General features: G+C 73.3%; 34 protein-coding genes. 1 reads left to right on the top strand and 33 read right to left on the bottom strand.

The window, feature by feature from the left end; genetic code table 11:
* Positions 1–14: 14 nt before the first annotated feature.
* The 18 genes from K4S16_RS39685 to K4S16_RS39600 all read right to left on the bottom strand — a co-directional run bounded on the left by K4S16_RS39685 (position 15) and on the right by K4S16_RS39600 (position 9332).
* Positions 15–614 carry a hypothetical protein gene (locus K4S16_RS39685; protein WP_149264270.1) on the bottom strand — a complete coding sequence of 200 codons (600 nt, stop codon included), beginning with the start codon at positions 612–614 and terminating at the stop codon, positions 15–17.
* Between the two features lie 108 nt (positions 615–722).
* Complete coding sequence (locus tag K4S16_RS39680) at positions 723–1460, bottom strand: hypothetical protein (protein ID WP_149264269.1); 738 nt, start codon at positions 1458–1460, stop codon at positions 723–725.
* 60 nt (positions 1461–1520) lie between these two features.
* Entirely contained in the window at positions 1521–1904 is a 384-nt protein-coding gene (locus K4S16_RS39675) for a hypothetical protein (protein ID WP_149264268.1), read from the bottom strand.
* A 33-nt stretch (positions 1905–1937) separates the two neighbouring features.
* Positions 1938–2435, bottom strand: coding sequence for a hypothetical protein (locus K4S16_RS39670; protein ID WP_149264267.1), 498 nt, complete (start codon positions 2433–2435; stop codon positions 1938–1940).
* On the bottom strand, positions 2432–2875 hold the full coding sequence (locus K4S16_RS39665; protein WP_149264266.1) for a hypothetical protein: 444 nt from the start codon (positions 2873–2875) through the stop codon (positions 2432–2434). The genes K4S16_RS39670 and K4S16_RS39665 overlap by 4 nt, the downstream gene beginning before the upstream one ends.
* Entirely contained in the window at positions 2872–3342 is a 471-nt protein-coding gene (locus K4S16_RS39660) for a hypothetical protein (RefSeq protein ID WP_149264265.1), read from the bottom strand. Before K4S16_RS39660 ends, K4S16_RS39665 begins: the two co-directional genes overlap by 4 nt.
* Positions 3339–3731, bottom strand: a complete 393-nt coding sequence (locus K4S16_RS39655) for a hypothetical protein (protein ID WP_149264264.1) — start codon at positions 3729–3731, stop codon at positions 3339–3341. Before K4S16_RS39655 ends, K4S16_RS39660 begins: the two co-directional genes overlap by 4 nt.
* 61 nt (positions 3732–3792) lie before the next feature.
* Positions 3793–4344, bottom strand: a complete 552-nt coding sequence (locus tag K4S16_RS39650) for a hypothetical protein (RefSeq protein ID WP_149264263.1) — start codon at positions 4342–4344, stop codon at positions 3793–3795.
* 100 nt (positions 4345–4444) lie between these two features.
* Positions 4445–4834 (bottom strand): hypothetical protein, encoded by a 390-nt coding sequence (locus K4S16_RS39645; RefSeq protein WP_149264262.1) that lies wholly within the window; start codon positions 4832–4834, stop codon positions 4445–4447.
* Positions 4835–4921: 87 nt separating this feature from the next.
* Complete coding sequence (locus tag K4S16_RS39640; RefSeq protein ID WP_149264261.1) at positions 4922–6109, bottom strand: N-6 DNA methylase; 1188 nt, start codon at positions 6107–6109, stop codon at positions 4922–4924.
* Between the two features lie 125 nt (positions 6110–6234).
* A complete protein-coding gene (locus tag K4S16_RS39635) occupies positions 6235–6762 on the bottom strand; it encodes a hypothetical protein (protein ID WP_149264260.1) in 528 nt (175 codons plus the stop codon).
* Complete coding sequence (locus K4S16_RS39630) at positions 6759–7169, bottom strand: hypothetical protein (protein WP_149264259.1); 411 nt, start codon at positions 7167–7169, stop codon at positions 6759–6761. The genes K4S16_RS39635 and K4S16_RS39630 overlap by 4 nt, the downstream gene beginning before the upstream one ends.
* A gap of 26 nt (positions 7170–7195) precedes the next feature.
* Positions 7196–7468, bottom strand: a complete 273-nt coding sequence (locus tag K4S16_RS39625; protein ID WP_149264258.1) for a hypothetical protein — start codon at positions 7466–7468, stop codon at positions 7196–7198.
* A complete protein-coding gene (locus tag K4S16_RS39620) occupies positions 7465–7890 on the bottom strand; it encodes a hypothetical protein (RefSeq protein ID WP_149264257.1) in 426 nt (141 codons plus the stop codon). Before K4S16_RS39620 ends, K4S16_RS39625 begins: the two co-directional genes overlap by 4 nt.
* Positions 7887–8294, bottom strand: coding sequence for a hypothetical protein (locus K4S16_RS39615; protein WP_149264256.1), 408 nt, complete (start codon positions 8292–8294; stop codon positions 7887–7889). The genes K4S16_RS39620 and K4S16_RS39615 overlap by 4 nt, the downstream gene beginning before the upstream one ends.
* The gene (locus K4S16_RS39610) at positions 8291–8575 is read right to left on the bottom strand and encodes a hypothetical protein (RefSeq protein ID WP_149264255.1); all 285 of its coding nucleotides are present in this window, start codon (positions 8573–8575) and stop codon (positions 8291–8293) included. Before K4S16_RS39610 ends, K4S16_RS39615 begins: the two co-directional genes overlap by 4 nt.
* Positions 8572–8916 (bottom strand): hypothetical protein, encoded by a 345-nt coding sequence (locus K4S16_RS39605; protein ID WP_149264254.1) that lies wholly within the window; start codon positions 8914–8916, stop codon positions 8572–8574. Before K4S16_RS39605 ends, K4S16_RS39610 begins: the two co-directional genes overlap by 4 nt.
* 29 nt (positions 8917–8945) lie before the next feature.
* Positions 8946–9332: a hypothetical protein gene (locus K4S16_RS39600; RefSeq protein ID WP_149264253.1), complete on the bottom strand. Its 387-nt coding sequence runs from the start codon at positions 9330–9332 to the stop codon at positions 8946–8948.
* 239 nt (positions 9333–9571) lie between these two features.
* Between K4S16_RS39600 and K4S16_RS39595 the strand changes: the two genes are divergently transcribed.
* Entirely contained in the window at positions 9572–10045 is a 474-nt protein-coding gene (locus tag K4S16_RS39595) for a hypothetical protein (protein WP_149264252.1), read from the top strand.
* Between the two features lie 70 nt (positions 10046–10115).
* On the opposite strand, the gene K4S16_RS44720 is transcribed toward K4S16_RS39595, so the two are convergent.
* The 15 genes from K4S16_RS44720 to K4S16_RS39525 all read right to left on the bottom strand — a co-directional run bounded on the left by K4S16_RS44720 (position 10116) and on the right by K4S16_RS39525 (position 19499).
* The gene (locus K4S16_RS44720) at positions 10116–10289 is read right to left on the bottom strand and encodes a hypothetical protein (protein ID WP_160161180.1); all 174 of its coding nucleotides are present in this window, start codon (positions 10287–10289) and stop codon (positions 10116–10118) included.
* 424 nt (positions 10290–10713) lie between these two features.
* On the bottom strand, positions 10714–11127 hold the full coding sequence (locus tag K4S16_RS39590; protein WP_149264251.1) for a hypothetical protein: 414 nt from the start codon (positions 11125–11127) through the stop codon (positions 10714–10716).
* Between the two features lie 152 nt (positions 11128–11279).
* Positions 11280–11705 carry a hypothetical protein gene (locus tag K4S16_RS39585; protein ID WP_149264250.1) on the bottom strand — a complete coding sequence of 142 codons (426 nt, stop codon included), beginning with the start codon at positions 11703–11705 and terminating at the stop codon, positions 11280–11282.
* On the bottom strand, positions 11702–12187 hold the full coding sequence (locus tag K4S16_RS39580; protein ID WP_149264249.1) for a hypothetical protein: 486 nt from the start codon (positions 12185–12187) through the stop codon (positions 11702–11704). Before K4S16_RS39580 ends, K4S16_RS39585 begins: the two co-directional genes overlap by 4 nt.
* Positions 12184–12516 carry a hypothetical protein gene (locus K4S16_RS39575; protein WP_149264248.1) on the bottom strand — a complete coding sequence of 111 codons (333 nt, stop codon included), beginning with the start codon at positions 12514–12516 and terminating at the stop codon, positions 12184–12186. The genes K4S16_RS39580 and K4S16_RS39575 overlap by 4 nt, the downstream gene beginning before the upstream one ends.
* Before the next feature lie 185 nt (positions 12517–12701).
* Complete coding sequence (locus K4S16_RS39570; RefSeq protein WP_149264247.1) at positions 12702–13178, bottom strand: DUF732 domain-containing protein; 477 nt, start codon at positions 13176–13178, stop codon at positions 12702–12704.
* Positions 13175–14029, bottom strand: coding sequence for a hypothetical protein (locus tag K4S16_RS39565; RefSeq protein WP_149264246.1), 855 nt, complete (start codon positions 14027–14029; stop codon positions 13175–13177). The genes K4S16_RS39570 and K4S16_RS39565 overlap by 4 nt, the downstream gene beginning before the upstream one ends.
* A gap of 66 nt (positions 14030–14095) precedes the next feature.
* Positions 14096–15577 carry a UvrD-helicase domain-containing protein gene (locus K4S16_RS39560; RefSeq protein WP_149264245.1) on the bottom strand — a complete coding sequence of 494 codons (1482 nt, stop codon included), beginning with the start codon at positions 15575–15577 and terminating at the stop codon, positions 14096–14098.
* A gap of 289 nt (positions 15578–15866) precedes the next feature.
* Entirely contained in the window at positions 15867–16493 is a 627-nt protein-coding gene (locus tag K4S16_RS39555; RefSeq protein ID WP_149264244.1) for a hypothetical protein, read from the bottom strand.
* Positions 16494–16532: 39 nt separating this feature from the next.
* On the bottom strand, positions 16533–17882 hold the full coding sequence (locus K4S16_RS39550) for a hypothetical protein (RefSeq protein ID WP_149264243.1): 1350 nt from the start codon (positions 17880–17882) through the stop codon (positions 16533–16535).
* Positions 17883–17985: 103 nt separating this feature from the next.
* Complete coding sequence (locus tag K4S16_RS39545) at positions 17986–18519, bottom strand: hypothetical protein (RefSeq protein WP_149264242.1); 534 nt, start codon at positions 18517–18519, stop codon at positions 17986–17988.
* On the bottom strand, positions 18516–18707 hold the full coding sequence (locus K4S16_RS39540) for a BldC family transcriptional regulator (RefSeq protein ID WP_149264241.1): 192 nt from the start codon (positions 18705–18707) through the stop codon (positions 18516–18518). Before K4S16_RS39540 ends, K4S16_RS39545 begins: the two co-directional genes overlap by 4 nt.
* A gap of 4 nt (positions 18708–18711) precedes the next feature.
* Positions 18712–18978 carry a hypothetical protein gene (locus K4S16_RS39535; protein WP_149264240.1) on the bottom strand — a complete coding sequence of 89 codons (267 nt, stop codon included), beginning with the start codon at positions 18976–18978 and terminating at the stop codon, positions 18712–18714.
* Between the two features lie 24 nt (positions 18979–19002).
* Complete coding sequence (locus K4S16_RS39530) at positions 19003–19248, bottom strand: helix-turn-helix domain-containing protein (protein WP_149264239.1); 246 nt, start codon at positions 19246–19248, stop codon at positions 19003–19005.
* Entirely contained in the window at positions 19245–19499 is a 255-nt protein-coding gene (locus K4S16_RS39525) for a helix-turn-helix domain-containing protein (protein WP_149264238.1), read from the bottom strand. The genes K4S16_RS39530 and K4S16_RS39525 overlap by 4 nt, the downstream gene beginning before the upstream one ends.
* Positions 19500–19523 lie beyond the last annotated feature (24 nt).

Genomic DNA, 19523 nt, shown 5'->3' with positions numbered 1-19523 from the left:
GGTTCTCCTTCCGGTCATCGGCTGGTGCCGAGGGTGTTGTGGCGGGCCTGGGCGATGCGGCCCAGGACGAGGCGGCCGGTCTTCTGGGCCTCGCGGCGGGCGGACTGGTCGCCCTGGGCGGGGGCGGGGCCGTAGAGAGCCTGGGCGTAGGTGTCGAGGACGGACAGGACGCGTTCCACGACGACCTTGTCGTCGGTCGGGATGGTGAGGCGGTACTCGCGTCCGCGGCCCCGCTCGATCTCCTGGGCGTCGTCGAGGTACCGGCGGCAGGTGGCCTCTTCGGGGCTGAGGCGTTCGGGCGGGGTCGTGCAGAGGGCGGTGCCGGCCAGGTAGGTGTGGAAGGCGCCGGGGAGGCTGATGGTCAGGCGGCGCTCCTGGTGGAGGATCTTGAGGAGGGCTTCGGCGGGGCCGCCGATGTGGGTCTGGATCTGGCCGCCGCGCTTCTTGTACTCGTCGAGCGCGGCCATCATGAATTCGTGGCGGGCGCCGCCCCCTTCGTGCTCCAGTTCGGAGAGCGGTTCCTTGGCGAGGCCCTTGGCCATGTCCTGGATGATCTGGTCGAGGATGAGCTTGGCCACGGTCTCGTCGTAGTCGGCGGATCGGATGCCGGGCATAGGGGCTACCTCCTGTGGGTCGTGGTCGGGGCTGTGAGGGGATCTGGGGGGCGCGGAGGGGGCCGCCCCGCCGGGGGCTGCGGGGAGGTCCCCCGGCGGGGCGGCTGGTCAGGCGCGCATCATCACGTTCTCCCAGGACCACTGCGGCAGGGACCCGCCATCGGCGCGGGGGACGGTCCACTCGTGGAGGCCGAGGATGCTGCACGCGGCGTGCCCGTACGCCTCGTCGGCGGTGCCGAGCTGGTAGAGCAGCTCCTGCCGGGCGCACTCGGCGGCGGCCTGCGGGTCGGGGTGGCGGTGGTCGCAGCGCCAGTACCGGATCGCGGTGTCGCTGTGGCGCTGGAGGGTGACGTGTCCGGCGTAGGCGGTGTAGCGGGAGTCCGACGAGGTGTGGAGGGGCGGGTACTGGGAGGCCCTGGTCAGGTAGCGCTGGTAGGCGGTCAGGTGGTCGGCGTCTTCGAGGGAGTCGGTGATGTTGTCCAGGGCCGCGTGGAGGTCGCGGGCGGGGGCGTGGGCGAGGCAGTGGCGGCCGTCCTCGGTGACGGCGGGCTTGTCGCAGGGCTCCGCCATGATCAGGCCGTCGGGGAAGTCGGCGGCGATGCAGTAGAGCAGGCCGCAGTCGGGGCAGGCGGAGCGTCCGTCGTCGGGGATCTCGACGACGGACTCGCACTCGCACTCCAGGAGCGCCTTGTAGCGCCTGCGGCCGGTGGGGGTGTCGCAGTTCCGGCAGACGAAGTTGGAGCCGTCCTGGGCGGCGGGGTGCGGCAGGTCGCAGCAGGCCGTGATCAGGTCCGGGAAGACGATGGCGGCCGGGTCGATGCCGGCCTCCGGGTTGGTGTCGGTCATGGTGGTTCCTCTCCTGTCCGGGGGCGGCGGGCGGGTCCCGCCGCCCCGTGGCGGGTTCGGTCAGGCGGCCTCGTCGAGGCGCGCGATGTAAGCGGCGGTGCGCTGCAGGAACCGGCGGGCGCCTTCGCGCTCGGCGCGGGCGATGTCGGTGCTGATGCCGTCCGTGTGGAGGGTCTCGGGGCGCTCGACGAGCGCCTGGGTGCAGCGCTCGCGCTCGGCGCGGAGCGCGAGCGCGAGCGGGACGCCCCTCTCGCAGTGCGCGGCGATGACGGCGCGGTAGGGCTTGGCCTCGCCCTGGGCGTTGATCAGGGCGCGCATCGCGTCCGCGTATGGTCCGGCCTGGTTGAGGACTTCGCGGGCGAGCTTCTCGCGCGCCTGCGCCTCGTCCTCGAAGATGCTGAGCATCTGGTTCTCGAACGCGCCGAGGATGTGTGTGCGGTCCATGTCGGGCTCCCTCGCTTCGCTTGCCTTCTGTCCCTAATTATGGCATGAATTGAGGGCATAATCAAGCGTGGAAGGCAACGCCGGGGCCCCCTGCCGTCCTCCCGTGGGGGGCTCTGGGGGGCCGCAGCGGTGGCCGATCGTGAACGCGGTCTCCAGGGCCGCGACGAGCCGCGCGGGTGTCGTGCCCGGCGGGATGTCGGTGGCGGCGAGGAGGGTCCGCAGGTGGCCGCCCTCCAGCAGGAGGACGCTCGGCGGGCCGGTGACGCTGACCGAGTAGCAGGGGTGCAGGACGGGCCGCCGGGCGAGCATCGGGACGACGACCTCGGCGCGCAGGTCGCAGGGATGGTGGGACGCGCCGAGGCGGCGGGCGTCCTCCAGCAGGGCGATCACGCGGGGGGCGTCGTCGCGGCGGCGCAGCCGCACGAGGCGCCGGATCGGCCTGCCGTCCAGGTGCAGGTCGACGCCCAGGGGACGCCTGCCGCGCGGGCTCGGGTGGAACTCGTAGCGGGCGTTCTCGGGGTAGGCGGTCATCGGGTGATGGCCTCCGACTGTCCGAGCATGAAGGCGGCCTGGAGCGCGGTGGCCATCTGGGTCAGCCAGATGCCGTGCGGGTTGTCGCTGGCGAGCAGGCTGACGGCTTCGCCGTCCTGGTCACGGACGAGGTGCCCGCCGTGAGCGCGGTAGTGGGTGTGGCCGTCCGGGCGGTTGGCGCGGCGGGCCGCGAGTTCGGCGCGCTGGTCGCACCAGCCGTGCGCGCGGCCGCGCTCGCGGGCGTCCTCCAGGAGGCGCACCACGGCGGGGATTCCGGCGGGGTCGGCGAGGCTGACGATGCGGCGGCGGATGACGCGGCCGTCGTGGCAGAGGTCGATGCCGGGGGGCCGGCCGCTGCGGTCCGGGCGGAACTCCCAGGGGGGCGGGGCCTCGGTGCCGCGCGCCCAGGGCGCGGGACGGGGGGCCGTGCGGGTCGTCACCGCGCCTCCTCGGCGGTCGCGGTGACGGAGGTCTCGGCGTGCCGGAGGGCGAGTTGGTAGCAGATGATCAGGGCGGGCTGGAGGGCGTCGAGGGTGAGGCCGAGCGGGGCCTCGTCGGCGTTGAGCACGGTGGTGTCGCCGTCCTGGTCGAGCCGGGCGATGCGGCGGCGGATGGTGCCGAGGACGACGTAGTAGGCGTGGCCGTCCGGGGCGTCGTCGCCGATCGCGCGGACCTCGGCGGCGCGGTCGCAGGGGGCGTGCGCGGCGCCCCGCTGGTAGGCGTCCTCCAGCATGGCGATGACGGCGGGGGCGTCGGCCTCGTCGGCGAGGCTGAGCAGGGTCACGTCGGGGAGGGCGGGGCTCTGGTGGAGGACGATGTCCGTGATCGACTCGTCGTGGCGCACGGCGTAGAGCCGGTGCCGCGCGGCCGCCCCTCCGGGGCCGGTGCCGGGGGTGGTGCTGGTCATGGTTCGCGGGGTCCTTCCTGATCGGTGGCCGCGGCTTGGGCGGCGAGGTCCGGGGGGAGGGTGATGTGGACGCACGCCTGCCCGAGCAGGCGTGGGCAGGTGGTGATACGGGTGATCGTCCACCCGTCGGCTTCCAGCGCGTCGATGGCGCGCCCGAGCTGATCGAGGGTGGTGCCGGGGCCGAGGACGACGCGCAGCCCGCCGGGGCCGGGGGCCATGCAGGACCAGGGCGCGTGCCCGATGAGCTGCGCGGCGGCCCTCGCCATGACGACGGCGCGCGCGACGGCGGCGGCCCGGTAGGCGCGGGCGACCGCGGCCTGCTGGGGCAGGAGGACGGTGGGGTGGGGCGGGACGGTGGGGGCCCGGTCGAGGGCCCAGCCGATGGCCATGGCGCCGGTTCCTTCCGGTCGGCCGGGGGGCGGCGGGTGCCGCCCCCCGTGGGCTCGGGGGTCAGCGCCGTCCGGCGTGGTCGCAGGCGGTGAAGAGGGCGGCCTCGGGGTTGGGCCACAGGACCATGGAGGCGGCGGGGTTGGCGGGGTCGGCGAGGTCGCTGATGCTGATCCAGGTCTCGGCGTCCACCGCGGAGAGGAGTTCGCGGGCGTAGGGGCGGTCGTCGGGGGTGCGGGCGATGATCCAGCCCTCCTCCGCGACGGCGCGGAAGACGCGGATGGAGCCGAACCGGACCGAGGTGAGGCGGTCGGTGATGTCGGTGATGTCGGTGGGGCCGTCGATCCCGTCGCGGTCGGTCGGGGCGGCGGCGTGGTCGAAGGCGGCGGCGAGGGCGAGCTCGACGGCGTCCCAGAGGACGCGGGCGGCCTCGGGGCTGTCGGGCTCGATGACGTCCATCCAGTGCTCGCCGTCGTTGGCGAGGAACTCGCGGGCCCAGTGGCGGCTCTGGTGCTGGCGGGCGACGACCCAGCCGGGGGTCGGGGCGGCGCGGGACACCTCGATGTCGCCGATGGTGGCGGAGGTGATCTGGTCGTAGATGTCGAGGATGTTCATGGCGTGCGGTTCCTTCCGGTCGTGGTGCGGGTGGTCGTGCGGGGCCGGGGGCGGCGGGCCGGGCGGGGAAGGGCCCGCCGCCCCCGTTTTCCAGGGGTGGTCAGGAGGCGTCGAGCAGTCCGTCCGTGCGGCGGAGGAACAGGCGGGCGCCCTCGCGGGCGGCGACCTCGGACTCGTTCAGGACGCCGTTCGTGCTGACGGCGGGGCTCTGGTCGATCAGCGCTTTCAGCGCCTGCTCGCGCTCGGCGCGGAGGGCGTCGCGGGCGCTCAGGCCGTCCTTGCTGATCCGCTCGCGGACGCTGTGCCAGGGGCGGGCGATGCCCTGCTGCTTGACGAATTCCGCCATCGCGGGGGCGTGCCGGATCTTGTCGAGGTCCTGGAGGTCGCGGATGAGCCGGGCGCGGGCGTCGTCCTCGGAGAGGTCGGCCGAAGCGCCGTACGTGTCGATGGCGCGCTTGATTTCCTCGTCGGAGAAGCTCTGGCCGCTCATGGGTGGGTTCCTCCCTGGGTGTTTGCTTTGCCTTATGTCCCTAAGTATGGCATGAATTAGAGCCTATGACAAGGCGAGAGGCCAAATTCAGGGACAGTCTCGGCCGCTGACAGTGCCCTCCAGGAGGGACATGGCCCGCCGGTAGGCGGCGAGCATCCGCGCGCCGTCCATCAGCTCGCTCCGCAGTGCGAAGATCTCCTTGCGGCGGAGCCGCTCCCGCTTGATGCCGTCCGGCTCGGTGAGGGTGTTGCCGCAGTGGACCAGGACGTCCGGGCCGAGGTCCCACACGAGGGCGTTGACCGCGCAGCAGGCGGCGGCGATCGGGTCGATGTCGGTCGCGGCCCACGCGAAGCGGGAGGGCTCGATGCCCTGGTTGCGGAGCGCCCACGCGGCGGCGCGGAGGAGCCCGCCGGTCCCGGCCGCCGGGTCGTGGATGCCGCCGGGACCGGTCCCGCGCTCCAGCTCGGCCGCGAGCAGCTCGTCGACCGGCATCGTCAGGGCGGCCATGGCGTTGGCGAGCTCTTGCGGGGTGTGGATCTCGGCGAGGCTCGCGCTGGCGCCCGAGGAGCGCAGCTCGACCAGGACGCGGCCGAGCACGTCGGTCTCGCAGCGCCAGTGCGGGTCCGGGTTCCCGGTGAAGTCCAGCAGGCCCGCGTGGAGCGCCGTGGCGGTGACGTGGCGGACGGCCTCGACGGTGGCGGGGTCGGGGTCGTCGGGCTCGTCGAGCCACTCCGCGAGCGGACGGGCGGCGTTGATCAGGTAGGGGTTCGTGATCCACTGGATGGCCCAGATCTGCCGGTACATGGACAGCAGCCCCGGCCCGTCCAGGTCGATGATCTGTGCGGCCAGGTCGGGGCCCTTCGGGTCGGCCTGCCGGATCTGGGTGAGCGCGGCGACGACGCCGAGGGGGATCTCGATATGGGACGCGGTCTGGTGGTGGCGGTTGCCGCGCTGGGCGTCGTGCCACGCCGCGTTGACGCGCTCGGCGAGCTGGTGCAGGCGGCCGGAGTCGGGCGCCTTTCGCGGGGCCGGCCTCGGCGACGGCGGGGGCGGGGCCTGGCCGCCGTCCGCGTCGCCGCCGGTGGCGGGTGGCGGGTCCTGCGGGCGGACGCTGTCCGGGGTGAGGGTGATCTCCTTCTGATCGGGGTCGGGGTCGGGCGGGAGGTCCGCCGGGGTGGGGGGCTGGTCCCCGGAGAGTGCGGCGAACAGGTCGAGCTGCGCGCCGCGCTCGCGGCCGCGCTTGCGGTCGCGGTCGCGCTTGTAGTGTCGTGGCATCGGTCGCGCTCCTTCGGATCGGTAGGGGTGCGCTGCGCACGTCCGCGAAAGGGCGTGCGCGCGCGTGGTGGCCGGGTCAGGCCCTGGGAGGGCGGGGGCGTCCGCCTCCCAGGGCCGCCGGGGAGTTAGGCGTCCCGGCCGGTGCCCGGCTCCGGCTCGGGGGCCGGGGTCTGCGGCTCGTTCGCGGGTGCGGGGAGCGCGCCTTCGAGCTGGTCGACCGTCCTGCTGAGGTAGAAGGCGCCGCGCTCCAGGGCGCGGCCCCTCGCGGAGCCCAGCTCGTCGTCCGGCTGCCTGCCGCGGAACCTCAGCAGGAGCCGGTGCCTGCGCCGGGCGTCGGAGGCGATCTCGCGGACGTCGTGGCAGAGCCGGTCGAACTGGCGGAGGGCGTCGTCGCGGGCGGTCTCGGCTTCCCGGACGCGGGCCAGCACAGGGCCCATCCGCTCGCCCAGGAAGGCGGCGAGGTTCATGCAGAACCAGTCCGTGGAGCCTTCGGGGTGGGGGTGCGTGCGCAGCTCTTGCACGTGCCCGACGAACGCCTGGAACAGCTCGTCGCTGATGGGCTGCACGTCGCGCAGGACTCGATCGGAGTAGTGGGTCTCGTCGGCTGCGGGCTCGGCGGGCTCGGCGGGCCCGGTCGCGTCGGTGTCGTTCACGGCCGCGCCTCCGGTGCCCGGTCCTGGGTGGCGAGGAGGGACTCGGTGAGGGCCGCGCGGAGCCGCTTGGCGAGGTCGGTCAGCTCGTTCGCGCCGCGTTCCAGGCCGCGCGCCTTCCCCCAGTCGCGTGCGCGCACGTTGTCGCGGGCGGTGAACATGTCCTCGCCGCGCTGGCGGGCGTCGTCGGAGACGGCCTTGACCACGTCCCGGAGGCGGGCCAGCTCCGCCTCGGTGTCCCGGAGGCGGGCCAGCACGGATGCCATGTGCTCGCCGACCTCGACGGTGCGGTGGAAGCAGAACAGGCGGTCGTCGGGGTGGGTGCGCATGTCGGCCAGGTCTTGGGCGATCGCCTCGATCACCGAGTCGCTGGCGGGGTGTTCGTCGATGGCGGTCAGGTCGGGTGCCATGGTGTGCGGTTCCCTTTCTCGTGGGGTCATTCGTTCCAGCCGGTGGCTCCGCGCCGCCGGACCACGGGCCGCTCCATGCGGCCTCGCGCGAGGAACTCGGCGATGTCGCGGTGGTCCCGCCGGGGGTCGGCGGCGGCGGGGAGGAGTCCCGCGAGCCGGAGCGCGGCGAGGACCGCGTGCTGGAGGAGCAGGGGCGGGACCTCGGAGCCCTCCGGCTGGCGGAAGAGGAAGACGACGTCGCCGGGCCGCGCGGCGGCCTCCGGGTCGGGGGTCGCCGGGGTCTGCTCGGGCGGGTTCATCGGGCGGCCTCCGCGAGGGAGACGCCGTGGCGCTCCAGGTACCGGTCGAACTCGTCGCTGGTGAACAGCTCGATGATCGCCAGGATGCGTCCGTGGCCGTAGCCGGGGTGGCGCTGGACGTGGCCGCAGCCGCGGGCGCAGACCCAGTACCGGGCGTCGTCGTACGGGTCGGACGGGTCCCGCGTCCACTGGCCGGGGAACTCGTGGTAGCCGGCCGCGCAGGCTTCGCCCCAGACGCGGGCCAGCTCCATGGCGTCGGCGTCGAGCACGGCGCGGACGCATCGCTGGTGGCCGCTGCCCTCCCAGACCAGGCGCCCGTTGTCGATGAAGCGGCCGACGTGGATGTCGCCGGTGACGGGTCTGAGGCAGATCTTGCACCTGGGCCGGTGGGTGAGCACGCGGGGCTCGTGGTCGTCGGTCAATGTGCCGGGTCCTTTCTCGGTAGGGAGACGCGGGCGACGCCGAGGAAGAGCTGGGCGAGCCGTCCGACGAGCACGTCGGACCGGTGGCGGGCCCAGAAGCCCGCGCAGGCGGCCGGGCCGATCTCGGGGTGGTCGCCGTAGGGGAGGGTCTTGTGGCAGGTGAGGAGCGCGCCCGCCTCGAGGTTCTCGGCGATGACCTCGGCGACGCGGTCCTCGCCGAACGCCTTGCGGCCCGCCTGCCGGAACAGGCAGTCGGGGCATCGCTGGTCGAGGACGCGGACCTTGCCGGTCTCGCGGTCGAGGATGCTGGCGGCGGCGCGGCGGTCGTCGTCGGGTTCGACGCCGTCCGGGGCGTCGTCCGGGTCTGCGGCTCGGGCGGGGGCTCTGGCGGGGTCGGCGGTCACGGCCGCCCCTCGGGACCGGCCGCGTCTCTGCGGCGGACCGCGTCCGCCCAGGCGGCGGCGGTGTCGGCGACCTTGTCGAGCATCTCGGCGAGGTCGCCGGGGCGGGCCGCGAGCGCGGCGTAGACGCGTTCGAGGAGGACGAGGGGCCAGGTGAGGGAGCCCCGCTCCGTGGCGCTGTCGCGGACGCGTTCGCGGGCGGCGTGGATGCGCTGCCAGGTGTGGTGCCCGGTGTCGTCGGGCAGGTCGTCAGGCAGGCCGGGGGGCAGGTCGGGGGCGCTCACCGGCCCGGCTCCGCGTCTCCGCCGCCGAAGATGTAGGAGCTGACGCGGTAGCAGAGCTCGCGGTCGGTCCCCCACATCCGGTCGATGAGCGGCCAGACCTGGTCCTCGATCCTCCGGAGGCGGTCGTCCCAGTTGCGCTCGACGAGCCGGGCGTGACGGATCGCGATGGGGTTCTTGTTCATGTCGATCGCGCGGAGCAGCTCTGCGACGGCGCGCTGGCGCTGCTCTCCCGCCCACTGGTAGCGGCGGGCCGCCGCGAGGGCTCGGGTGCCGAGCGGGTGGCGGACGGCGACCAGCTCGTCCGGCCAGTCGGTCAACCCTGGGAACTTCTCGGTCTCCATGGCTCTTCCTGTTCGGGGTCGGGTCGGGGTCAGTGCTCGTAGCCGACGCCGCCGCAGTCGGGGCACACGACGGTGCCGACGGTGGCGCGGACCCAGCGGCGGCCGCCGCAGGAGCAGGGGGCGGAGTACATGTCGGTGTCGCGGTACTCGCGGTCGACGAGGGCGCGGGCGTGGCGGTGGGTGTACTCGCCGCCGACGTAGCCGGTCTCCTTGCCGTGATGGTCGTCACGCCAGGGGTTGAGGAGGCCGTGGGTCTCGCCAGCGTGGTCGGCGCAGGCGACCCGCCAGGGCTCGCCGGGCGCCTTGAGCGCGATGCCGGCCAGGCGCGGGACGTGCGTGCCGCAGTCCTTGCAGGTGCCGGGGTACCGGTTCACGCGCATGCGGGGTCGCGCGGTGTGCTGGGGGGTGCGTGGCATGGCCTCTCCCGTGCGTGTTTCGTACCTTGCTTATGTCCCTAAGTTTGGCATAATCTAGAGTCATAGTCAACGTGACATGCCCACAATGAGGACAGAAGGGATGGACACCAGCTATGGCCTACTTGCGAGACAGAGGGGCCCGTGCGAACATCGGCGCGAAGGGACGCGGCCGGGCGGGCAAGGCTCCGCCGGTCGCGCGAGGCGTACCTGCGAAGGTCCAAATTGTCCGGGAGGTCGGGATGGCGGCACGTCCCGGTCCCCGTCCAGGACGCCGACCCGTCACCCTCACCCCCGAGCAGAACGAGGCGCACGAGCGACTGGTGCGGGCCGCCGCCGAGCAGGAGCGGCTCACCCTGGCCTTCGAGGTCGCGATCGTCGAAGCCGGGGTCGCCGTCGTACCGCGCCAGCGCGTGATCGAGTCAAGCCGCCTCAGCAAGAACAAGATCTGGAAGATCTGGAAGGCCGCGGACGTCCCCACCCTCCCCGGCGGGACCGGCCACCTCCAGCTCAGCGACGAGCAGCAGAAGATCCTCCGCCGCATCGAGACCCTGGCCGCGCAGATCGCCGAGAACGAGAAGGCGTTCAGCGCGGCCCTGCTCGACTGCGGCCGGACCCACGTGCCGCAGGGCCTGGTCTCCGACGCCAGCGGGTACCAGCGCGAGCGGATCCGGCAGTTGTGGCGCAAGGCCGGCATCCCCTCCCCGCGCGACTGACGCACCGCTCCCCGACCGCCGCTCGACCGGCCCCCGCCCTGCGGGGCCGGTCGTGACCGGCCCCGCGCGCTCACTCCCCCTCCGTCCCGCCCGCGTCCCGCACGGGCCCCGCCTGCGCGAGGCGCGCGGCGGCGCGGCGGCGCGCCAGCGGGACGCACGCGGTGAGCACCGCGCTCGCCCCGACGGCGGCGCCCACCCAGAACCCGGCCGCGAAGCTCCGGACCTCGACCAGGGCGACGATCATGGCTCCCCCTCCTGGAGGCGGAGGGCGCCGGGCGCGGCAACCGGACGCGGGGTGTGCGTGTCCGCCGAGCTGAATTGTCCACACGCTTTTTGTCCGAGTTTTCCGCGTAGTCGGCACCTTCCACCTTTAGGTGTGATGACAGTAATTTGTGTTTGGTGCAGTTTCTTGTAGACGTGCAGTTGTACTTAACGGTCAAAGCTTGAGTAGGTGCTTCTATACGTCTTAGGGGGCCCGCGTGGAGGGCCCCTAACTCGACTTAGGGGCTTCCGTGGAGGGCCCCTTTCGCCGAGTTAGGGGCTTCCGTGGAGGGCCCCTAAATCCGGTTAGGGGCCACTGGGGAGGGCCCCTAACGGAGAAAGGGGCCGCTGTGGAGGGCCCCTTTCTCCGGGCGGGGGGCGGCCCGTCCACAGGGCGGCCGGAGCGTTCATCCACAGGCGGCCAGCCCACCCGGCCCGTCCTCCTGCTCCGCCTCGTCCTCGCGTTCCGGGAGCCGCACCGACGCCGGGAGCTCCGGGAGCCGGAACCCCATCGCGTGCCCCCGGCGCGCGTAGATCGGGCGGCCCAGGCGATCCCGGCCGATCTCGACCCGCACCTCCAGCCCCCGCCGCGCGAGCTTCTGCAGGACCGGCCGGAGCCCCTTGGGGGTGACCCCGAGGACCCGGCAGATCCGCTGGTGCAGGCTGCACTGGTCGCCCTTGAACCGGCGCATCTCGCGGGTCTCCTCGGACAGGACCCGGTCGGCGATCGTGATCAGGACCAGGGCCTCGTTGTCGCCGACCCCGGCCGCGGCGGGGGTCTGGAGCCACTCGATCACGTCCCCGACGAGGCGCCCGCTCACGGCATCCTTCCTGCGGCCCCGAGGGCGACGCAGAGGCCCCGAGGGCACGCGGCAAGGGTGATCCCCCGGCGAGCGGAAGAGCGCCAATTGGGGGGCAACCCCAGGTTGCCCCCCTGCGGGACGGCCCCTTTCCCGTCGTAGCGCACCACCACTCACCGAACTCCCCTCGTCCCTTGTCCCGCTCCCCGGCCCGGCTCGCAGTAGCGGCAGCCGCGTTCCTGCCCGCCGCCGTGGTGGGCGAGGTGCATCGCCGACTCGCGGCCCCTGTCGAAGTCGGGGACGTAGCCGCCGGACCTCGGCCCGGGCGGCTCCGGCAAGCCGAACCGCGTGATCAGCAGCCGGACCACCCACTCGTAGCGCTGCCGCGTCCGGTCGCTCCGGACCCCGGTCTCCCTCGCCGCGTCCACCCGGTTGAGCCGCCCGAAGAACCGGTGGTTGGCGTAGGTCGCGATCCGCTCGGCGCGCGGCCGGGTGATCGCGGTGACCTCCAGCACCATGTCCGCCGTCACCTCCTCCGGCACCTCCTCCGCGCCCTCGTCCGCGTCGCCGCCGGGGGCGCTGGTCTCGGCGGCGTTCACGACGCCGGTCCCATGCCGGGGAACAGGGGGAACCCGGACCCGCCGGACGGTGCCGGGGACCGGCTCTCACCGGGGCGGTCCGACGGGCTGCCGGGGCTGCTCTGCGGGGTGCTCCTCGAGGTGCGCCGCGCACTGCGCTCAGGGCTGCGCTCAGAGCCGGGCCGCTGCCTCCTCGCCCGCTTGCGGGGCGCGGGGAGCGAGGGGAGCGCGGGGGCCGCGCCGCTGCCCTTCACCGAGTCGGGCGCGGCGCCCCCTCTCGGGGAACCCGACGCGCCCCCGGCCGACCCCGCCGAGGACGTCGCCCCCGGCTCCCCGGTACAGCAGCCGGCCGGGGTGCGCGCACCGCTCAGCCCGCCCTTCTCCCCCGACCCGTCCGCCGGGCTCACCGCCCACACCACGGCGAGCGCCGCCACGGCCGCCGCCGTCCCGGCGGCGATGCCGCGTACGCGGCTCCTGGGCTGGGCATGTCTTCCGGTCCTCATCGTTCTCCTTCGCCAAGTCGCCGCCGCCCCGTGGACGCCACCGGCTCGCTCGCCGGGTCCCAGGGCGGCTCTTCCTGACGCGGCCCCCCGCAGGTGGCCGCGTGCGGCATGTGGACGCGCTCCAGCGGATGCCGCGGCCCGTCCCCGGCCGAGGCCAGGGAGCGGGCGCGCAGCACGCCGAGCGCGTCCCGGTACGCCAGGACGCTCCCGCCCGGGTCCGGCTCCGGGTCGAGCGGCTGCCAGCGGCCCCGCCGGGTCAGGGCCCAGACGATCCGCTGGCCGCACCGCTCGCACTCCGGCACCTCCTGGACGGGTTTCCTTCGGGTCATGCGCACCTCCCGGAGATCGACAGCGCGGCCCGCCCGCCGGGGCCCCCGAAGGAACCCGGCGGGCGGGCGGGCGCTGGCCGAGCTCGGCTCAGGCACCAGCGGTGCCGTACAGGCCAGCGCCCCGCGTGTCCCGCCCGCCGGGAGGTGATCGGGCGGGACACGGGTCGTGCAGCGAGTGGTCCCGGCTATCCGGGCGCCACCGCCGTGCCGCCCCGGAGCTGCCCCCGCTTCTCCGGGCACAGGTGGGTCACGGCCGCGCGGGCCACCACCCGCATGTCGTGCTCGGTCAGGCCGCGCCGTGCGGCCACGCCGCTGGAGCCGGTCGCGGAGGCGAGGCCGGAGCAGACCGCCTCACCGGCACCGAGCAGCTCCCCGTTCGGCAGCTCCCCGGCGGCCCCGCCCTGGGACCTGACCTCGGCGACGTACCGCACCACCGGGGCGTCGGCGGCGGGCGCGACGTCCAGCCGGACCCGCTCCGGGCGGTCCCCCTGCCACACGGTCACGCCGCCGAGGGCGATCAGCATCACCGACGCGGCCGCCGAGAACCGGGAGAACAGGCCCCACCGGGGGCGGCTCTCGGACCGGTGCCGACCGTGCTGGCGCAGCGCGCGCGAGGCGTAGCTCCTGGAGCGGTCCTGCGTGCCCCTCATGAGCCCCGTCACCGCGCGCCACCCTCTTTTCCCAGGGCTTCACCGTGCCCGTTCGCGGTGTCGCTCTCCGGCCCCGTGAGCGGCTCCACCGGCTCGGGCTGGGCGGGCTGGGCGGGCTGGGCGGACGGGCCGCGCGGCGGGGTCGGCGCCGGGAGGGCCTGGCTGCCGGCCAGCGGGTACGGCTGCTGCGGGGGGCCCTGCGGGGGGCGCGGCCACGCGGCCGCCTGCTGCCCCGGCCCGCCCTGCGGCCGGTCGCTCTCCGGCCAGTCGACCGGGTTCACCGGCACCGGCCCCATCAGCCTGCGGTTCTGCGCGGTCCCCATCTGGCACCCGGCGTGCTCGCGCAGGGCCCGCATCGTGCCCTCGAACTCGGCGAGGTCCTCGGGGGAGGTACCGGCCGGGACGACGGCGGACGCGCCGATCACCAGCCCCAGCTCCCTGTCGCTCGACACGATGTCGCGGGGGCGGAGCACCTGCCCCTTGCGCAGGTGGTAGGCGTAGCCGCGCTGGACCGCCTCCAGGTGGGCCTGCGCCTCGTCGAAGTCGGCCACGGCCGCCCGGTACTGCCTCTGGGTCTCGTGGACGGCCAGGGCCAGGATGTCGGCCTGGGCCTTCGCCGCCCGGATCTCGTGCTCGTACCAGGCGCGGGTGCGGTCCTCCTGTCGGGGAGGCCGCTCACGCTCGACGTCCTCCTCCTCCGGCTGCGCGCCGTCCTCCTGCGCGCCGTCCTGCGGGCCGTCCTGCGCGGCCTCCTCGGGCGCCCGGCCCTGCGGCCCCTCGTCCGCCGGGGCCTCGGGCCGCTCGTCGTGCGCGGTCGTCTGCGTGTCCTGGGTGCCCTCGTCGGGCGTGGTGTGCGTTCGCATCGCGGTGTCCTCTCGTGGACCCCGGCGCCCGCCCCGCCCGGATGCGGGGCGGGCGCATCCGGGGGGCTACTTCTTCCAGTTGTCGATCCAGGCCAGGCCGCCCCTGTCGAGCGTGAGCTTGGCCCTGGTGACGGTGACGTACGCGAGCATCGCCTCCTCCCTGGGGATCTCCGGCTCCCGGTTCTCCTCCGGGTCCCTCTTCGGCTCACGGAAGTCGGAGGACACCTTCACCGAGTCCCACTCGCGGCCCTTGGCCTTGTGGGCGGTGGAGATGATCACGTCCGGCTGGATCACCGGGCCCCGCCTGCGCTTGCCGCGCACCGCCGGGTCGGGGACGAGCCGGTCGACGGCGTCGATGACCATGTCCGGGCCCCAGTCGTCGATGAGGCGCACGAACGTGAGCAGGTCCGACCCGGCGGGGTCCTCCTCGGCGTACTGCTGGACCTCGCCCCAGGTGCGGAACGCGATCAGCTCGGGATGGTCGGTCCCGGCGCCCGCCTTGAGCGTGATGGCGGCCTCGGCCAGCTTCTTGATCCCGGCCCCGTCCCCGACGAGGGCGACCTTCTTCCCCTCGCCCATGTAGTCGATGGCCGCTTCCATGGCCCCGGAGTTGGACCTCGTGAGCAGCGCGTCGGGCACGTCGAGCGGGGCGACCATCGAGCTGATCCGGTCGAACCCCCGGAGCCGCAGGTCCGCGCCGAGCGCCTCCAGCCACTTGTTCGCCTCGGCGGCGATCTGCGTCCCGAATCTGAACGACTGCGAGAGCTGGAGCCGCGTGCCCTGGAACTTGGACATGGCGTCGATCGCGCCGTTCCAGCCGTAGATCGCCTGGTTGCGGTCGCCGACCATGATCCGCTGGGCGTGGGTCTGGCCGTCCACGATCGAGGCGATGATCGGGTTGGCGTCCTGGGCCTCGTCGAGCATCACGAAGTCGGCGGGCAGCTTCGGCTCGGACAGGGCCCACATCTTGAGGTAGTGGGAGTGGTCGAATCGGAGCCGACCGTCGATGTTGTTGATGTCGTCCCACGCCTTGCGGGCCAGCGGCACCAAGACCTGCCGGAGGATGGCCCGGTCCTCCAGGGTGTCCAGGCCCGGCTTGTTGGGGACGTGCCAGCGCTCCGGCTCGCGGTGGGCGCTGCGGCAGTACCGCTCCACGGTCTCCATGACCAGCCGCGCCACGTGCGCCGGAGCGAGGACCTTCCCGTCGAGCTTGAGGGGCTCGTTGATGCCCAGGGCCTTCGCGACCTCGCGGGCGGGCATCCGGGGGGCGTCCAGCCTGTGCTTGAAGCGGTGGCCCACCGCGCGGAAGGCGAGGGCGTGCGCGGTCGAGCAGGAGGAGTTCCGGGGGAAGTCAGCCGACGCGTCCCTGGCGATCGCCTTGTTGTAGGCGATGTAGAGGCCCCTGCGGTTGGGCTTCTCGTTCGCGAGGTACTTGAGCGTGGTGGTCTTGCCGGTGCCGGCCCCTGCCTCGACCACGAGGTCCTCGCCGGTCCGGTAGGCGTCGATGATCTCCGCCTGTTCCGGTGTGGGTGGTTTCGCCGCTGACATGTGCGCTCCCGCTGACTGAGTGGCTTATGTCCCTAAGTTTGGCCTATATCAGTGCCTATGTCAATGCGAGAGGCCAAATTCAGGGACGGAAGCCGTTCAGGTGCCGCCGGTACGAAGCCCCAGCTCAGGCGCGATAGGTGCTCATCTGGTGTCGCGGGTACGAAGCCCCCGCGCGGGCACTGCACTGGCCAACTGATCGTCGCGGGCACGAAGCCCCCGCGCGGGCGCGAGTCGACTTTCGGGAAGTCGCGGGTACGAAGCCCCCGCGCGGGCATCAGGGCCACAGCCCCTACCGCTCGCCGCCGGACTCCCCGGCGGCCCCGTCATCCACGCCGAGCAGCGACAGCAGATCCGCGACCCCCGCCTGCTCCGCGAGCGCCGGGTCCCGGAGGGCCGCCAGCACCTCGCCGCGCTTCCCCTTGTCCGGCGTGAACGCGAACTCCCCGGACGGCGGATGCACCGTCACGTCGGCGACCTTGACCTTCTCCCCGGACTCCGGGTCCACCAGGTAGCCGCCGTTCTCCGCGGCCTCCTTCGCCTTCGCCTCGTGCCAGACCGGGCGCACCCGCCGCCGCAGGATGTCCGGCCGGTGCTCCCGGATCAGCTCCAGGACCTCCGGGCGGGTCGCCTCCACCGGGTCGATGAACTCCTCGACCTCGCTCGGCTGGTGCCGCTCCACGAACGCGAGCAGCTCCGCCTCGTGCAGCCGGTACGTGACCTTGCCGCCCTTGATGCTGATCTTCGCGATCTTCGGGCCGCCCGGCAGCCACACACCGAGCGACTCGGTGCCCATCTCCCGGTACGCCTTCGCGAACACGGGCTCGGCCTCGGTGCGGGCCCGCTTGTAGCTGGCCGTCGACGCCTCCGACACGGCCTGCTGCAGGGCCAGCCGCAGCGCCATCTCCTTGATGTTCATGCTCGTGCTCCTTCTCGTTCGTAGGTCAGGGGCAGCCGGTCAGGCCGCCGTCCAGGGCGCGGTGTACCGGTCGCCGTCGTCCAGGTCGTCCTCGTCGAGGGCGTCCTCGCCGGGGCCGACGTCGCCCCCGCCCGGCTCGGCGGGCGGCTTCTCGCCGTCGGGCGAACCGTCCGGCTCGTGGCCGGCCTGGGGCGGGGTCTCCTGCTGCGCCCACGCGTCGAGCCGCGCGATGAGCTGCTCCATCTCGGCACCGGTCAGGTCGTTCGGCCCGTTCACCGGGCGGCCGACGACCTCCCGCACGAACGAGGCCCGCTCCCCGGCGTCGGACAGCGGGACCTTCGGCCAGAGGGCTTCCATCCGCTGGATCTGGGCCGCGCTGACGCGCACGCCCTTGTGCTCGTCGATCTTCCGCTTGAGCAGGTGCGGGAGCAGTTCCTCCTGCCCGTTCTCGTTCGAGACGGTGACCGACCCGTAGCGGGAGCGCCTGCCCTCCTCCCACAGCTCGCAGAGCCTGGACAGGGAGGCGCCGGGCGCCAGGGCGTCGGCGGCGATGTCCTCCGGCGGCCGCTCCGGCTTCGGGGAGACCAGGTTGGGGACCTGCGAGGCCTCCGGGTCGTAGCCGAGCTCCTCGAAGATCACCTGTTCCAGCGTCCAGGTCTTCTTGAGCGTCTTCGGCTTGTTGACGCCGGGCACGATCCCGCCGGGGACCTTCCGGCAGCCGATGAGCTTGGGCGGCTCGTCCAGGGACAGGCGCACCCAGCACGAGGCGCGGGACGCGATCAGCTTGTTGCCCTCGACCCGGTAGTCCGTCCGGCCCTCGATGGGCCGCCCGGTGGCCTCGTCGAACGCGGCGACCTTCTTGCCCCGGCAGATCATGATCACGATGCCGGGGAAGGTCATGAGGAGCCGCATGATCGCCGAGTCGCGGTCGTTCGCGTCGTTCCACAGGTTCGGGAAGATCACGATCTCGGCGTCCGGATCGGCCTCCAGCTTCTCCCTGTTGAACCTCGCCGCGCGGGCCCGGTTGTTCACCCAGCCGCGCAGCAGCTCCCACTCCGCGGACATGGTGTCGATGGTCAGGCTCACCGGCTTCTCACCCGCCGCGCGGGCGGCCTGCGCCCTGCCGTGGACCCACTGGATCGCGCCGTACAGGTCGGCGTAGGTGCCGTCCCACTCGACGATCTCGTAGTTCGCGCCGGGCACCTTGCCGTACTCCTCGGCGGTGACCTCGCCGAACTCGATCCAGAACGACCGGCTCAGCCGGTCCGAGCCGGTGAACTCGGCCGCCTTGTAGCTCTTCCCCGTCTTCTCCCCGCCTTCGAGGAGGACCAGGGGAGGCGCCTTCTGGCCGGACGGCCGATGGGTCTTGTACTCCCTAGGGGAATCCATTCAGTGATTCCTTCGGTACGGTGTTCGTGTGTGTGTGGAGGCAGGGACGACAGGGCCGTAACCGCCAAGTCCGCGGCCCTGCCGTCCTCGCGCCGGAGCCCTGCTAGGGCTCGATGACCGTGCTCGGTCCTCCGGCGAGGGCGTCGATCGCCTCCTGGATGCGCGCCTCGGCGGCCTCCAGGAGCTTTCGGCGGCTCTCGCCGGGGTTGTCCGCCCAGCGCCCCTTGGCGGGGCGCAGCAGCTCGTCTCGGCGGGCCATCTCGTCGAGCAGCTCGACGAACTTGTCCGACCGGTCGAGTTCCCCGAGGTGCCGCGTGACGCGGCCCAGCCGGGCCAGCGCCAGCCGGTAGCTGACCCTCCCGGTCGAGCATTCGGTGGCGATCTCGGCGATGCGCTCGCGGACGTGCCGCACGAAGACCCGGTGCTTGAGGTCGCCGTCGACGCGGACGATGACCCTGACCGGCTCGGCCTCGGCACCGTCCGCCAGGTACTCCCGCAGTGCCTTCGGGAGCTGGTCCTCGGAGCCGCAGACGTCCAGGCTGACGCCGACCCCGGGCTGGTGGTACCGCACGGCGTAGAACTCGGCGTCCTGGCCGATCACCTGGCCGGGCAGCTCCGTGCCGAGGAGGCTGATCACCGGGCCGGGCCCTGCAGCAGCGCGACGACCTCGTCCTTGCGGTAGCGGCGGTGGCCGCCCAGCGTCCGGATCGAGGTGAGCTTGCCGGCCTTGGCCCAGCGGGTCACGGTCTTCGGGTCGACGCGGAACATCGTCGCGACCTCGGCCGGGGTCAGCAGCTCGTCCGCGTTGATGGGCTGTCGGGACATTGATCTACTCCTGTTCAGTGGCTCCGGCGATCGGCCGCCGGATGAGGCGGAACGGCATGTCGCGAGCGAACACGCCGTCCCCGTAGAGCACGTCGGGCTCCGAGCCCAGGACGCGCCAGATGACGAACACTCCGGGGCCGCCTCGGCTGCGGGCGGCCCACGGGATGGCGAGCTTGATCTCCAGCTCGCTGCCATGCCGCCGGATCACGAAGCCCGGACCCAGCTCGCTCGCTGTGACCTCGCCGGGGCGTGAGGCGCGTGCGGCGGCCATGGAGAGCCTCCTTTCGGGGGGTGGTCAGCGGGTGCGCCGACGTGGACTGCTGCGGGCGGTGCGGGCGGGCAGGACCGTGCGCTGGCCGGCCGCGATGATCTCTGCGAGGTCCGCGTCGGAGAACGAGAGCCGACCGCCGATCAGAGTCGACGGGACCGTGCGGCGGGCGGCCTGCTGGCGCAGCGTCGACTCGGAGACCCCGAGCCGCTGCGCCGCGTCGGCGGGGCTGTGCGTGTGCGGACAGTCGTCCTCGCACGCGGGGGAGGTCATGCCCGGCCTCTGCGCGACCCGGCGCCGCTCCCCACCGGCCGCCCGAACTGCTCGCGCATCGCCGCGATGTCCTCGGCGGCGAACGCGTAGCTCCGGCCGACCCGGCGGTGCGGGATCCTGCCCCGGCGCGCCTGGTCCTTGAGCCAGCGAGTCGATTTGTTGAAGAGACGCGCCACGTCCTCCGGCGGAATCAGGGCCTCCTCAGAGGTCGGGCTACCCCCTTCCGGAAGTTCTTCCTCGTTGCTATGCATATAGGAATAGTACTAGCCATGACT

The organism is Actinomadura sp. K4S16, from assembly GCF_008327685.1.
Classification (GTDB): Bacteria; Actinomycetota; Actinomycetes; order Streptosporangiales; family Streptosporangiaceae; genus Spirillospora.
This window is presented reverse-complemented; position numbering and strand designations above follow the sequence as displayed.